This is a genomic window from Desulfobacterales bacterium, assembly GCA_034003325.1.
GTDB lineage: Bacteria > Desulfobacterota > Desulfobacteria > Desulfobacterales > JAFDDL01 > JAVEYW01.
In genome coordinates this window covers 181,274-196,859 of the sequence record JAVEYW010000004.1, presented here as the reverse complement: position 1 = coordinate 196,859, position 15,586 = coordinate 181,274, and the positions used below count along the sequence as shown (strand labels likewise).

At 46.7% G+C, this 15,586-nt stretch carries 10 protein-coding genes; 7 read left to right on the top strand and 3 right to left on the bottom strand.

Features of this window, described 5'->3' with window-relative positions:
- Positions 1-504: 504 nt before the first annotated feature.
- From RBT11_05825 to RBT11_05810, 4 genes are all read left to right on the top strand, one after another.
- Positions 505-1,794, top strand: a complete 1,290-nt coding sequence (locus tag RBT11_05825; GenBank protein MDX9786269.1) for a MaoC family dehydratase N-terminal domain-containing protein — start codon at positions 505-507, stop codon at positions 1,792-1,794.
- Positions 1,795-1,955: 161 nt separating this feature from the next.
- Complete coding sequence (locus RBT11_05820; GenBank protein MDX9786268.1) at positions 1,956-2,312, top strand: MoaD/ThiS family protein; 357 nt, start codon at positions 1,956-1,958, stop codon at positions 2,310-2,312.
- 8 nt (positions 2,313-2,320) lie between these two features.
- Entirely contained in the window at positions 2,321-2,851 is a 531-nt protein-coding gene (locus RBT11_05815; GenBank protein MDX9786267.1) for a hypothetical protein, read from the top strand.
- 135 nt (positions 2,852-2,986) lie between these two features.
- A complete protein-coding gene (locus RBT11_05810; protein MDX9786266.1) occupies positions 2,987-3,499 on the top strand; it encodes a YbhB/YbcL family Raf kinase inhibitor-like protein in 513 nt (170 codons plus the stop codon).
- Between the two features lie 79 nt (positions 3,500-3,578).
- Here the strand turns inward: RBT11_05810 and RBT11_05805 are convergent, their stop codons facing one another.
- Both RBT11_05805 and RBT11_05800 read right to left on the bottom strand, forming a co-directional pair.
- Positions 3,579-6,725 (bottom strand): sigma 54-interacting transcriptional regulator, encoded by a 3,147-nt coding sequence (locus RBT11_05805; GenBank protein MDX9786265.1) that lies wholly within the window; start codon positions 6,723-6,725, stop codon positions 3,579-3,581.
- 29 nt (positions 6,726-6,754) lie between these two features.
- Positions 6,755-7,597 carry an amidohydrolase family protein gene (locus RBT11_05800; GenBank protein ID MDX9786264.1) on the bottom strand — a complete coding sequence of 281 codons (843 nt, stop codon included), beginning with the start codon at positions 7,595-7,597 and terminating at the stop codon, positions 6,755-6,757.
- A 659-nt stretch (positions 7,598-8,256) separates the two neighbouring features.
- Here RBT11_05800 and RBT11_05795 point away from each other — a divergent pair.
- On the top strand, positions 8,257-9,045 hold the full coding sequence (locus RBT11_05795) for an enoyl-CoA hydratase-related protein (GenBank protein MDX9786263.1): 789 nt from the start codon (positions 8,257-8,259) through the stop codon (positions 9,043-9,045).
- Positions 9,046-9,196: 151 nt separating this feature from the next.
- Here RBT11_05795 and RBT11_05790 read toward each other — a convergent pair whose 3' ends face one another.
- Entirely contained in the window at positions 9,197-12,340 is a 3,144-nt protein-coding gene (locus RBT11_05790; protein ID MDX9786262.1) for a sigma 54-interacting transcriptional regulator, read from the bottom strand.
- 693 nt (positions 12,341-13,033) lie between these two features.
- Here RBT11_05790 and RBT11_05785 point away from each other — a divergent pair.
- Positions 13,034-13,954 carry an SDR family NAD(P)-dependent oxidoreductase gene (locus tag RBT11_05785; GenBank protein ID MDX9786261.1) on the top strand — a complete coding sequence of 307 codons (921 nt, stop codon included), beginning with the start codon at positions 13,034-13,036 and terminating at the stop codon, positions 13,952-13,954.
- 398 nt (positions 13,955-14,352) lie between these two features.
- Positions 14,353-15,348, top strand: a complete 996-nt coding sequence (locus tag RBT11_05780) for a glycyl-radical enzyme activating protein (protein MDX9786260.1) — start codon at positions 14,353-14,355, stop codon at positions 15,346-15,348.
- The last annotated feature ends 238 nt before the right edge of the window (positions 15,349-15,586 follow it).

Below are 15,586 nucleotides of genomic sequence, written 5' to 3'. Positions count from 1 at the left end.
TCGGCGGATTATTTGGTGGCGCCGACAGGAAGGCATGATTCAGGGTATTTCTTTTTTTATGAATGAGTTCAATATGCCGGTCGGCAGTTCGTTCAGCCCCCTTCTTGCCCTGCCTTAAAAAAATGTTTTTGAATTTTATATCATTTATTTGTTGACTGATTGTGATTTGGTTGTTTAAAAATAAAATTCACTTGTGTCCGCTGCTTTGGCCGAATATGCGGTGGCGAGCGTCGGATTGTGAAAAAGCCGGTAGGGTGTTGAGGGGTGAATCACGTACCGTCGCCTTGCAAATCCCGGTGGTGAATGATACGAGGTTAGCGACATGGGTGATCTCGTAAAAGCTTGAAATATTGATACAGCATCATATGTGTGGAACTAATATATGTTTTGATCACGATACCTTGATCGCGATACTATGGGTTGAATCATTTGGTTTTTGGCTTTTTACGACAATGCCGAAATCGGCAACTATATAACTATATTTAAGTAAGAGAGGAGCATGAAATGGGTGACGAAAATAAATGGGCGAACCATGCAAGGCTCATTGCACTGAGCAAACAGGGAAAAAGCGAAGAAGAAATACACGAAGATTACACTGAGGCAGCGCAGCAACGACGAAGAGACCGCGCGAATAAACCGTATATTCCCCGATCGATATTTCACAACCGACAGGCCACAAAAGACGGTATTCGGCATTTTGCTGAAGGTATAGGGGACTCGAATCCGCTTTTCAACGATGAAGAATATGCAAAAAAAACGAAACACGGCACGGTGATTGCGCCGGGCGCTTATTTGTATACGATCAACTGGATCAATATGGGCTATGGCGGACCGGGCGTTCATGGGTTTTACAGTGGTGGCAACTGGGAATGGTATAAGCCGATCAAAGCGGGTGATGAGTACCGGGTCGTCGGTGTCTTCCGGGATCTGGTTCCCAAAGAAGGCAAAATGGGTGCCGGCAGAACATGGATTGACTATGGGGATGTGATGTATGTCAATCAAAATGGGGAGATTGTCGGAAAAGAAGAGCAGCACATCGTGTTGGTGGAAAGAGGCAGAGCCGGGTCGGCCAAGAAATTCAGAAATATTCCCAAGCCCATATATACCAAAGAACAGTGGGTGGAAATACTTGACCTTTACGAGAATGAAGAAGTCCGCGGCGCAGAGCCCAGATACTGGGAAGATGTACAGGTCGGTGATCAGGTCGGCCCGATGATCAAAGGACCCTTGAGTGTTCGGGATATTATCGGCTGGTTGATGGGTGGCGGATCGCCCTACATTCGTTGCCATAAAATTGAATATGAATATGAAAAACGTCATCCGCACACACTGGAATATGTGGATACCGGTGAGGCGGATAACCCAGGGGATGTTCCGGAACTGGTGCATATTCTCGATCCGTTCGCACAGACCATCGGTATCGACCGCATTTATGATTACGGCAATCAGCGCATGAGCTGGCTGTGTAATCTGTTTACCAACTGGATGGGCGATGACGGCTTCCTGTGGAAAATGAGCGGGGACTTGCGAACCTTCAACCTGGCAGGGGATATCACCAGGTTTGAGGGGAAAGTCGTCAAGAAATATAAAGTCGGCGATCATTGCTGTGTGGACATCGAAGCCTGGGCCAAAAACCAGAGAGATCAATGGTCCGTAACGCCGCATATGTCAACGGTGATCTTGCCTTCCAAGGAATTCGGCCCGGTGGTTTATCCCGAGCCCGCCGAGTCCCTGAAAAAGGAGATTCTGGTAGCCAAGCCGCTCGACCAGATGATCAAAGAAGGTACCATCTAAACCGGCAAAGCCGGAAGTTGGGCGGCTGGGCTGCTTGGCAGCTAAAAACCTTTTTCAATGATACACGCTTTTTCGAGCATGTTTCTGATAAAGGGCCTAATTGGATTAGAGAAAAAAAAACAGTGTTCTGTCCGGGGAAGCGTTCTTCCCCGGACAGGGCGTTGGCCGCTGAGAACCCATTACCGCGTGTCGATACGAAAATGGGTGCCACTGCAAGAAGATTGGCCGTTACCATGGAAATCACCCTCAAGCTTGCGCCATCTCTATCGGATTTAGTGGGGAATAAAGAGAAACTTTTCTTGAGCATTGAACAAGGCGCTTCTCTGGAAAAGTTGTTGAAAATGGTATCGGATGAATATCCGGCCTTTAAAGCGCACGGCCTCTATACCCCCCCCAATATATCCGATGATGTCATCATATTTATCAACGGCGACAACGTCCGGCATCTTAATTATCTTGATACGGAATTAAAATCGGGCGATATGGTTTATATTATCCCTCTTTTGGCGGGAGGATAATCACCCCAATGATCATCGACCGGCCGGAATCTCATTTCATTTTTGTATTGCCGTGGGCGCATGTCCATATGGAATACAATTATATCAACTTTAACGGCACTCCGCTGACCAACAGGGAATACCTAGATAGCTGGGGAAAATGGATTCTTTTTGGAACACGAGAAGAATTCGATGCCCTGGTTGAAAATCTCGATCCTTTCGTCGAACAAAAGGTGATTCCGGCGATTAAATATGACCGGAAACCGATTGCGGAATTCGGGCTCGGCAAATGCGTGATGTGTATTTTTTGCCACGTCGAAAAAAAAGAGGCAGTTTGGAAGATTCTCTTGTCTCAGGGGGTTGAGAATGAAAACAGGGCCTGGATTTTTGAACGTGAAACCGTTGCGATGTGGCAGCCCGGGGGGCGTCTGCTTGAAAGCTGGATATCCGGAAACGGGTTAAGCCAGGAACAGGCCGATAAGATGAGAGAAAACGCCAAGGAAAAGTTTAAGCGCATGTTTGAAGATGAAAACGCCATCTTCAAAGGGATCGATCAATAAAACAAGAGGGATACCTTAGGGACAAGGCCCGGCCGATGGGCTCAGCGGTTAAAAATAGATTGTGAACCGTCGCGATGCAATCGGTCCCACAGGTATTTTGGCCCTGCAAACTACAGAGAGGAGGAAGATAAGCATATGTTTACACTGAAATCGACCGCTTTTGAGGATGGGGGTGTACTCCCCGAGAAATATGCGGAAAGAAGTATGATTTCCCCCCCCCTTAATTGGAATGATGTGCCCGAAGGGACAAAAAGCTTGGCGCTTGCCGTAACGGATCCGGACGTGCCCGAACAATTCCAATTTCCACGCGTTTTTGCTCATTGGATGGTTTATAATATTTCTCCGAATGAAACGGGGTTACCAGAAGGGGCAAGCCCCGGCGGTAAGATGCCTTCGGGCGCCAAAGAACTGAACAGTGATTTTGTAACCTTCGGCAGCCCACACCATAAAAATCATTATGCCGGCCCTTGGCCCCCGGACCGTTCGCATCGATATGTGTTTACGTTATATGCGCTGAAGACGGCGTTGGATATACCTGAAAACGCCGATTATGTTGAGTTTGTTAAGACGGTGTTGCCGGTCACGATCACAAGCGCAACGCTGATGGCAACATACGGCCCCGCCAAAGAGCCGCTGCCGGCCGGCTGAAATAGGATGTATTAGAGGGAAAATGGCAATAGCCGCAAGAACGATGGTTGCAACTGATTTGGCGAGCATGTTGCCGCGGTTATTTGTTGATGCCGAGTTTTTTCATTCTGAATTCCATCGTGGTTGGCTTTAAACCGAGAATTTTTGCGGCGCCGTTTTTCCCTCTGATTCGCCATTTTGTGTGATCTAGAACTTTTATCATATGCTCCCGCTCGATTTCTTCTAACGGCGCAAGCTTATTGGGTGCGCCATACGCCATCGGCATCCCGGAATGGGATGGCAATAAATCACTGATGCTAAGCTTCTCATCGTCTGATAACACCACCGCTTTTTCAATAACATGCTCCAGTTCACGCACATTTCCATACCACGGATAGCGCATGAGCTTTTCCATTTCTGAATTCGGAATACTCTTAATGTCTTTCTTGTTTTTTGTCGCGAATTTATTCATAAAATGAAGCGCCAATGCCGGTATATCTTCCTTTCTTTCCCGTAATGGCGGCACTTTGATGGGGAAGCTGTTGATCCGATAATATAAATCGGAGCGAAATTCCCCCTTGGTCACCATGTCGTACAGGTTTTTATTGGTAGCCGCAATCAGTCGAAATTCAGTGACAATGGTGCGATTGCCGCCAACGCGTTCAAATTCGCCTTCTTGCAGCACGCGAAGCAGCTTTACCTGCGCATCCAGCGTAAGATCCCCGATTTCATCCAGAAAGAGGGTTCCCCCATTGGCCAATTCAAACCGGCCCGGTTTGGATCCGACGGCGCCGGTAAAGGCACCTTTTTCATAACCGAACAACTCGCTTTCGATGATACTGGTTGTCAGTGCGGAGACATTGACGATGATAAAGGGCTTCTTATTTCTTCTGCTATATTGATAAACGGCGTGCGCGATCAATTCTTTTCCCACACCGGTTTCCCCATAAATGAGAACCGTTGAGTCCGTGCCCGCCACCTTTTTGACATCAACCAGCACATCGTGAATCACTTTGCTTTTTCCGATAATCAGTGGCGAGGTAAGCTCAAAATTTTCCGATGACTCCGCCGAGCTGAAATGATCGGTAACCGGCCTGGAGAATTCATGTGCGGATGAATAAATATCTAAGGATTTTAAAACGATACTAAGTTGAATCGCGATATTTTTAAGGACTTGAACATCATTTTTGGAAAGAATGCCTGATAACAGCCGATTGTCCAGATAAACAAGGCCGGCGATATCGTTATCAAATATCAAGGGGACAAGGGCCAGCGATCGAATATAAATTCCGTTTTTTCTTAAATCGGTAATCAGGTTATTATCGTCGCGGTCCGAAAGCAGTATAAAATCTTTTTTGGCGACCGCCGTCAACACGAGGTCCTGTATGGCATGATCTTGGAACTGTTCTATTTCCTCGGGTGTAAAGTTACGGGTTGCAATAAAATTAAAGGATCTGTTTTGGGTTTGCCCGGGTAACAGCACAACGGCGGCTCTCTCGGCGCCGAATAGATCGGTCAAAATGGTTACCACCCGACCCAGATATTTATCCGTGTCGGGCAGAAGGTCGATGGCCGTCAGCAGTTCTGATAACCCATGATCCTTGATGCTGTCTTTGAATTTTCGAGGGATTAAATTGCCCATGTGTGAGGGGAAAAGCGCGTCGTCAATTTCCGTCAAGACACGATAGGCGCTCTTGGCGAATTTTCTGGCTTTTGAGATATTCTTGGTGTTGACATAAAATTTCGCGAGTTCAATCTGTGCCCTTCCCGATTCGACCCAAGCGCCGGCCTCACGGAGAAGCGCATCGCTTTTCAGCAAAAGTTGCTCGATTTCCTTTTCTGTTTCTTCGGAAAAAGGGATAGACTCCGCCAAGTATCGGAAGGCGGCCCCTTGCATATAAATATCGGGCCACTTGATCAGTCTGTTAATGACGGACTTAAATGCATATCCTTCGATCGCTTTCCATTTAAATTTTTCAAAGGCGAACAAGACTTCGAGAAACCACGGACAGGGGTAATGAAGGGATCTGTCCTTGATGTAAGATAGCCCGGAGCTGACCAACTCCCGTATATCTTTTAAATCCCCATTGACGTAATTAATATAGGCCTTGCACGGTTTCATCATAAACAGAATAAAATCGCCGTTGATTCGCTCGCAGATTTCTATGGCGGCATCAATGTGGGGTTGCGCGTCTTTGAGGCGTCGGGCCTCCAGGAGGATGAGGGCGATGACACCATGGGCAAAGGACTCCGTTTGCGGGAATCCTTTTAATTTGGCCCTTTCCATAACCGCATGTGCCAGCCCCAGCCCCCTTCCGATTCGGCCGGCAATCCCATAGCACCAGGCCAGCCTGAGACAGCACCATGTTTCATTCAAGTCGCTGGATATGATTTCAATGTTTCCGATCTCTTCTTCGTAGATCTGAATGACATCGGTCATTTTTCCGCGGTAGAAAAGAGATAGCGCCAGAAGTTTTGAGGCGGTTTTTTTCAGCTCGATATCGTTTGATTTTTGTGCGATTCCCCATCCTTTTTCACAATGAAGAATGGATTCTTCACTTTTGCCCTTCCGTTGAAACAGAATACCAAGGCACAGTTCAAGGATGGCCTCAGCCTTTTGGTTTCCTGTTTCAATGGCGATGGAAAGGACCTCGGTAATGATCGAACGCAAGTTATGCTTGGGTTGAATATAAACCACCAGCATCGCATAACTGACCAAGGATTCAATCAGTATAGGGGTTTCCTGCTCATCACGGGTCGGCACCAATAACGATTCGATAATTTTTTCGTAGAGCGGAATGGCTTTTTCTGCCATATGGACCGATACCAGCAAATCGGCGGCCTTTTGCAGGTAATCAAGTTTATTGTATTTTCTGTTGCACTCGATATAAAGATTGGACAGGGCGATGGCACTTTCCTTGCTGCTTTGCAGGTTGCGCTCCAGGAAAGCTGCGATTTTATCAATATGTAATTTTCGTTTATCATCCGGTATGGCGTTGATGATGAGGGATAAAAACGCCATATGCACAAAGGAAAAGGACCCCTTGATGCTTGTGGAGGTGTTTGTGATGATGCCAAGATCGATCATTTCATCTATCAACGTCAGTAACCGAGATGGTTTGATGTCGATATTTTCAAGAATATTGTCCAAGGAAAAAGTTTCGCCGAAAAGAGTGGCCAAATGCAACACGTCTTTCTCCAGTTCATCTAATCCTTGAAAAAAAGATTGCAATTTACCACTGGTCATAACCATGTCTCCGATTGGCTAAAATAATGTTAACAGCTATCGTGATGATGAAAACGACGATAGTTTTCAACGAATATCTTCTTTCGAACTTCTGGTTCCTCAACAAGGTCAAGCATCGCATTTTTTTCCGTTAAAAGCGTTCCCGGGTAACAAAATAAAGCATCGCTGCCGAATAAAACTTTATCTTGGTAATGGGATATGAAGTCGCGATAATTTTTCGGTTCCTTTTTGAAGTAGGGCGTCAGAGAAGACGAGTCGCTATAACAATTGGGGTAATTATCTAAAAAACGGGTGATCTCACGTCTAGAAAAACCAAAGTGAGCAATGTTGAAATTGGTTCCCGGATATGTTTCAATCTGTTCCGCGGCAAAATCGGCATACCGTCGAAGGTCAGCGTGAAGCAGCACGGGCATGCCGAGTTTTGAGGCGGTCTCGATTTGTGAGGACACATGTTTTTCAGAGGCTTTCATGCTGCGTCCAAAGGCTTGCGCCATTCCACCGATATTGAGGACAGGGCATTCCTCGGGCACATAAATGATTTTCAACCCTTTCCATCCGGCTTCCCGGTATTTTTTAATCGTTGCGTCCGCATCCGTTTCAACGAATCGGGTGTCGATATATGGAAGGATTTCCAGATTGGTTACTTTGGCGGCGAGGGGTAAAAACTCTTTTTCGGTGGCAAAGTTTTCATGAGAAATGTGGTCATGAAAGAAAGAGGGAAACATTTTCTGGACGATGGACAGATCGTTGGGATAATCGGGGTAAATAAGTGCCACAAATCCCATGATATCATTTCGTTGTATCTCATAAAGACCGTCGAGAATATTCATGGAAAGCGTATGAATATGAACATGCGCATCGTAGTATTTCATTGGGGGCAATACCTCATTTCGAAAATTAAAAACGATTTAGACCCATTCGTTATAACATGAAAGTTAGCATCTGGGGCGTGATGGAAGATCTGTTCGTTTTTTTCGTTGATATTTTATGGATCGATCAACCGTTGAAATTCAAAGTCTCACTTTGATCAGCCGACTCAGTGGTTACCAATACCATAACGCCCAAATGAATGCAAAAAATATACCTGTGTTGGTTTAACTCACCGCTTTCTGGGAAAAAACAAAGGGGCGATGTCGGAAGGAACCTCTACTGTCGCTGTCGGAACGAAATCCTGAAGTTAAATTTTGCGAGCTAACCGGAACGGATTCATGAATTTGTCGGTCGCTCATTTACCCAAAAAAAGATACAGAAGCCGGTGCTATCTACGAAATATTGGATAATGACATGGCCACTGTGTTGGGGGGACCCATTTCACTCACCTGGAAGACGCGATAGGACTCATAGGGGTTGGCCCGGGCGCAATGGGCCAAAATTGTAAAGGAGAGGCGCTTTTTTTCTGGATATTTTTTTTTAGGCTGGCTATCATCAAAATTTTCGGCGTTGAGCCTATGGCGTTGAGGGTTGGCTTTTGAAACCGGTGGAAGGCAGTTCATCGCATAACTATTTTTTATTAAACAAAAAGGAGAACCGAATGGGGTATCAAACGATTGAATTGACAATAGAAGACGGCTTGGCACGGTTAACCCTAAACCAACCCGAGTTGGGGAACCCTTACAACGACGTTTTTTGCAAAGAGATTGGAGAGGTGGCTGAAGTATTGACCCTTGATGACAGTGTACGGGCCATATTGGTTTCAGCGAAGGGAAAGTTTTTCAGCGTGGGTGGCGACATTAAAATGTTTACCAGGGATCGGGCCGCTTTGCCGGCCGGTATATTGGAATGGACGAAAAACGCGCATTCCGGTATGGCTCGGCTCTGGCGGCTTGATGCGCCGATCGTTACGGCGGTCCACGCGACGGCAATGGGTGGGTCGATGGGATTGATCGGTGGATCGGACATCGTTTATTGCGCCGAATCGGCAAAATTGGGAGCGGCTTATTCCATGCTCGGTTTTTCCACGGATGTCGGGGTGTCCGGCGGGCTGGCGTTGCGAATGGGAATTGCGCGCGCAAGACGGTTTTTACTGCTAAGTGAGGTGTTGAGCGCGAAAGAGGCGGAACAAGCAGGATTGGTGGACTTCGTGGTGGCTGATGATCAGGTACTTGCCGAGGCGGAAAAGACGGCACGTCGGCTCGCCCAGGGGCCGACTCGCGCTTATGGGCAACTTAAAAAACTGATGATGACGGCGTATCGAAACTCGGTCGAAAGTCAGCTTGAAGACGAGTCGCTGGGGCTGACGCGGGTTGCGGCCACGGATGACGCCTGGGAAGGGCTCTCTGCCTTTGTTGAGCGGCGAAAACCCAACTTCACCGGAAAATAAACGGGTTGATTCAATGCCGACCGGTTTGTAACACCTGATTTTTCACGCGAAGCCGCCAAGAACGCCAAGAGAAACACTATGAATGTATTCGTGTTTCACTTTGCGGTTTTAGCGGCTTTGCGAGAGATTCAGATTGTTTTCAAGTTCATCATTATTTGATATTTAACTGTTTAATGCGGAATTCAAGCGTCGTTGGTTTCAATCCGAGGATTTTGGCGGCGCCGTCCTCACCCCTGATTTTTCCTTTTGTATGTTCTAATACTCTGAGAATATGCCGCCGCTGAATGTCTTCCAGGGGCAGAAAACCCTCCCGGTTTTCATTTGGAAGCGAGTTGTCCCCGCCATAATCGGGCAGAAAATCCGGTATGATCAGATACTCGCCGGTAGAGATGATGACGGCCCGCTCAATCAGGTGCTCCAATTCCCGAATATTGCCGGGCCAGGCATAAGCCTGAAGTTTTTCCATGTCATGCGTAAATATTTTTTTGATGCTCTTTTTATTTTTGAGCGCGTATTTTTTCATAAAATAAGTGATGAGATAGGGAATATCTTCTTTTCTCTCTCGCAACGGCGGGATTTCCAAAGGGAAGCTGCTGATGCGGTAATACAGGTCGGAGCGGAACAGCCCTTTTTGTATCATTTGATTCAGATCTTTGTTTGTAGCGGCTATGATTCTGAAATCGGAATAGATGGGTTGGTTGCTGCCGACCCGCTCAAATTTACCCTCCTGCAAGACGCGAAGCAGCTTGACCTGGGAGTCCATGGAAAGCTCCCCTATCTCATCCAGAAAGATAGTGCCGCCATTGGCCAGTTCGAACCGCCCGGGTTTGGAAGAAACTGCGCCCGTATAGGCACCTTTTTCGTAGCCGAAAAGTTCGGCTGCGATCAAGTTGTCGGAAAGAGCGGATATATTAAAATAAATGAGCGGCTTGTCGGATCGGTCGCTGTATTGGTGAATGGCCTTGGCGATCAATTCCTTTCCAACCCCGGTTTCTCCATATATGAGAACGGTCGTGTCGGATCTGCCAACCTTTTTAACCTTTAAAAGCAAGTCTTTAAGTATTTTGCTTTTTCCGATTATGGTGGGGAATGCGGATTCGGTCTCTTCAAAAAGGGCGATTTTCTGATTCTCGTCTGAAATGTCGAAATGCAGATTCCCGAATTTATCATAAAGATCACTGGTTTTTAATGCCAATGAAATTTGACCGGAAATGGCTTTGAGCGTTATTTTGTCTCTTTTGGTAAAGATGCCTTTCAGCAGCCGGTTGTCGATGTATATCAATCCGATTACCGTTCGATTCGAGGTGATGGGGGTTAAGGCGATGGATTTGGAGGTGATATGGTGTTGCGCCAATTGAGTAAATTTGGTTGTCTTTTGCTGGTCGATGATGACGACGGGACCGTTTTGAACCAGTGATAAAAAGAGGGATTGCAACTCGTCCATTCCGAGCCGCTCGACTTCTTCCGCCGTGAAATTGCGGGTTGCCACAACGCTTAGGGATTTCGGCATGTCTCTTTTTGCCAGGAGAATGGCGGTCCGTTCCGCACCGAACATATCGGTCAGAATGGTTACCACCTGACCGATGTATTTTTCGAAATCCGGTAGACAGTCAATCGCATTTTCAAGGGCTCTGATGCCCTCTTCCTTGTGGTGTTCAATGGTTTTTTTCGTAATCAAAAACGATAGTTGCGGAGGAAAAAGGGTATTGTCGATTTCGGATAGGTTGCGATAGGCGATTTCCGCGAATTCGGTTGCTTTGGTCAAGTCATTCTTTTTAATATATAATTTTGCAATTTCGGCATAGGTCTTTCCCAACTCGATTGAAGCGCCTGCTTTTTGAAGGAGCTCTGCGCTTTCAAACAGAAGGCTTTCGATTTTATGAAAGGGGCCTTTATTAAGATCCTTTGATAACGCGCTGTATCGCAACGCAGCCCCTCTCATGTAAATATCCGGCCATGCCAGTAGTCGATTTAATTCCGAAGTAAAGGAATACCCTTTGGGGGGCTCTAAATTGGCTTGATGGAACCCCAACAGAACTTCTATCAGCCACGGGCTGGAATAGTGAAAGGTTGATTTGTCCGCAAGGTGGTCGAGCCCGGCTTCCAGTAATTCTTTGCATTTTGGGATATTGCCTTTGTTGTATTCAATGAATCCTTTGCAAAGCTTTGCCAGGAAGAGCGCAAAATCGCTTTTGATTTTTTCGCCTAGTTCAATGGCCTTATTAATATGGGGTTCAGCTTCCTCAAACTTGCGGATATCCAAAAGGAGCATGGCGATAATGGTGTGTGAAAAGGCGATTGTTTTTTTATATCCCTTGGAGACGGCTCTGCTCATCAAGGCTTCGGCTAGACCAATCCCTCGCCCGGTTCTGCCGGCAATGCCGTAGCACAAGGCAAGGAGCAGGTAGGACCAAACATCCCGTAAATCCGAAGAGATATCCTCGATGTTCGACAGTGTTTCCTCGTAAACGCGGGTTGCTTCGGTGATGCGGCCCTGCCAAAATAGCGCGAGCGCATAAAGCTTTGCGGCGAGTTTTTTAAGTCCCTCATCGTTCATGTTTTGCGATAGAGACCATCCCCTGTCATAATGGATAGCGGCCTTGGCGCTTTTTCCCTGCCGCTGAAAAAGCCGCCCCAAACAAAATTCCACCATGGCCTCCGCCCGTTTGTTTTGAAGGTTGGTGGAAAGATTCAAGGCTTTTTCGAGAACGGGGAAAATATCATCCGGCCGATAGATATTGGTGGCAATGGGCGCATAGGCGATGACAGTGTCAATAAAAAGAACGTCTTCCATGGGTTCCCGGTTTTTTCCCAGCAGGCTGTCAATGACTTCCCTGTAGAGGTTGAGGGCTTGTTCGGTTTGGTGATCGGAAACAAGGATATCGGCTGCTTTTTTTAAGTATTGTAAGTTGTCCAATTCTTGTTTGAATCGCAGAATAAGGCCAACTAAAACCTTGGCTTTTTCGTTGGTTTGCGGGAATTGACGCTCGAAGTAATTGATGATGTTGGAAATGTAGAGCTTTTTTTTGTCGTTCGGCATCGACGCGATGACGCGTGCGGGGAGTTGGGAAGGCGTGAAGACGTAGGAGCCTTTGATGCCGTCGGGTTTGTTTTTAATCAAGAAGTTGATGAATAATTTATCTATCAGGTCCAAAAGCTTTGACGGACTGATGTCAATCATGTCCAGGATAATATCCAGCGAAAAATTATCGCCCAAAAGCACGGCAAGTTGCAGCGCATCCATCTCTTGCTCGTGAAGGGCCTCTATAAAAAGGTCAAGGTTGTTATCATCCATGAATCATGCTCAATGGTTATTAAGTGGCCGGCGGTGTCGGAGGAAACGATGCTGATCGCCCCATGCGGCGCAATGTGGTAGCCGAACGATAATACATACACAGTGACCACCGTCTGCAAAAATGAACTGAAAACGTTTGATACCAAATAGACCCCGAAATCTAACACAAAGTTTCCGAAAAAAAAACTCCAGAATATTAGGCGTCACCCAAAATAGTGGGGATGACGCGAATGATAATGGCCGCCGAAACGTCATAAAAGCGATAACGCTTTGAAAAAAATATATAAAATATTAAGAAACGGCCGGGGCTGTACCGCTCGCTACATGAAAAATAATTGAAAATAGTGAATTCCTTCCCACTCAAGACAGGATGAATATGAATATTTCAAACATGATAGCGTGGTTAAAGTTTTGTTTGCCAGTATCGTATATAATTTGTATAAAGAAACGCTTCAATTTTGAAGCGTTTCAACTGGGTTTGGGGCCATCTGGCCGGTCCTGCTATGGCGGAATCAACCGTCGAAATGCATGGGCGTATTTCGCGGGTTGAAACGTTCGCCCAACGGGGGGATTGATTCAAAAGGGACGTTTTAAAACCGGCTCCTACGGTCGAAGGTTTATTGACGGCCCCTTTGCGAGGTTATTGATGGCGCGCAATTATTACAGAAGAAAAAAATGAAGGAGGCAAGATACATGTCGGATGGAAAAGAATTAAAGGATAAGGTTGCAGTGGTCACCGGGTCGGGGCAGGGTTTGGGAAGAGCCTTTGCCGTAGCGTTTGCCGAGGCTGGGGCGAAAGTGATCACCAACAGCCGCAAGCCAGGCACAGAGGGCGGCGATGCCGGCACGACGGCTGAACAGATTCGGGGTGCGGGTGGACAGGCCGAGGCGGTTTTTGGGGATGTTTCGAGTTTCAGCGATGCGGGAAAACTGATTCAGACGGCTATCGATAAATTCGGCAGAATTGATATTCTGGTGAACAATGCCGGGGTTGATTCTCCCAAGATGGTCTGGAAGATGGAGGAGGTGGATTGGGACAAGTGTTTGAACGCCACGCTGAAAGGCGCGTTTAATTGCTCCCGATTTGCATGCGCGGCCATGAAAGAGCAGAATTGGGGCAGGATTATCATGAACACCTCCACGGCATGGCTCGGTACGGTTGGACATGTGAATTACGGCGCCGCCAAGGCAGGGATCGTGGGGCTTACCCGAGCGATTGCGCGCGAAATGGGCCGGTTTGGTGTCACCTGCAATGCGTTTACACCGATGGCGGCAACCCGAATGACGGATAACGAAGCGGTGAAGGCGGGTCTTAAAAAAAGGTTTGACTCCGGACTGATCACCCGACAGCAATATGAGGATGCCGTAAATATGCCGCCGCCTGAGGCCGTTGCGCCCATGTTGGTATATCTGGCTTCTGAGAAAGCAGCGAATATCAATGGACAGGTTTTTCATTTGGAGGGGGGGAAAATCGGCTATTACTCTGAACCTGTCCAGGCAAGAGTCGTTTATAAGGATATTAAGGAAGGCGGGTATTATACACAGGCGGAACTGGATAGATTCATTCCTCAGATGCTATCGGGAATTTATACGAATCCCGCACCCAAGGCATAGCGGCAGGCAGTGGTTGCGAATCGAGTCGATCGTGAAATAGATTGAACTCGGGTTTGGCGTTCCGGTCTCTGTCCAATATAATGGACTCAAAATCATCCAATATAATGGACTTACTATAATATGCAGTAGATGGCGGGCTAAAGATAACTTTGGTTGTCGGCGTTTCCGTCGGGGAGCAGGCCAGATTTGAAACAAGAGGCCGTTAAATCGGTGTTGAAGAAAGCGGTTTCCTTTGATTTTGTTGATGGCATGCGGTTTGCATATAGACTTGTATAGAGAACGGATCGCTTCAAGAGCGCAAATTGTATGATTTTGAATATCGATCGGCTCGTTTCGCGTTTTTTTGATTCGTCTCTTAAGAGAGGTGGTGAGCACCTCGGTTGATATGAGGATTTGATGTGTCTGATTGTCTAATAACCGAAATTCAGAGATATAGTTTACAGGACGGGCCCGGTATTCGGACAACCCTTTTTATCAAAGGGTGTCCGCTGCATTGCCCCTGGTGCCATAATCCTGAAACGCAAAACCCCATGGCCGAAATATATGTTTATGAAAACAAATGCACCCGTTGCGGCAAATGTGCCGAGGTATGTCCGACGGGCGCCACCACCATGGAGATTTTGCCGGGCAGTGATGAGCCTATCATCAAGATGGACCGGGAAAAATGTATTGGATGCCTGAAATGCGTTGAGGCTTGTCCGGCAAAGGCAAGAACCGGTGTGGGGACTAAATACAGCCTTGATCAACTGATCAAAATGGCTGTTGCGGACAAATTGTTCTTTAAGAATAGTGGGGGTGGCGTTACCATCAGCGGTGGGGAGCCCCTGTTTTTTCCTGAACTTACGCTTGAATTGGCCAAAGGGATCAAAAAGGAAGCGGTTCATGTGGCTGTCGAAACCAGCTGCGTGCAAAAATTCGATAAGATTGAACCGCTTTTGGAATTCGTTGATCTGTTCCTCGTGGATATAAAAACGCTCAATGCGGATAAGTACCGGGAGGCAATCGGCGGGTCGCTTCATCTGGTGCTTTCAAACATAGAAAAACTCCTCTTGAGAGGGGCAACGGTTAGAATTCATCTTCCCATTATTCCGAATTTCAATGATTCTGATGAGGATTATCAGTTATATGCAGAATATCTGGGCCGTTTTGCGGATCAACTGAACGGTGTGGATATTCTGCCCTTTCATATTTACGGCGAAAATAAATACACACTGTTAGGCCGTAGCGATCGTTATCGCTATAAGGATAGCGAAGACCTTCCGCGGGAAAAAGTGTTGCCGCTTGCACGAGAGTTGAAAAAAGCCGGCATCAAAAGTCTGACCATCGGCGGTATGGTTGGCGTCGGGGAAATAGAACCGGCGTGTTCAGAGGCGCAAAAAGAAAGCTGCGGGTAAATCAAGGCGCGATGCGCTGAAGGAGTTTTAAGAAAAAGGAGAAGAAAAAAAGTAATTAATGTTAACAGAATGGAAGCTGTATCGATCGGAGACGATTGGAGAAGAATATTTCCTGCTGATTCACTATAAATTATATTAAAAAACAATGTATTAATTGTAAGTTAAGCTTGTGAGAGATAGCCCCTATTTTTCATGCTGTCAATATAAAGTCGAACTGAATGCACATTGAAAAAAGCGT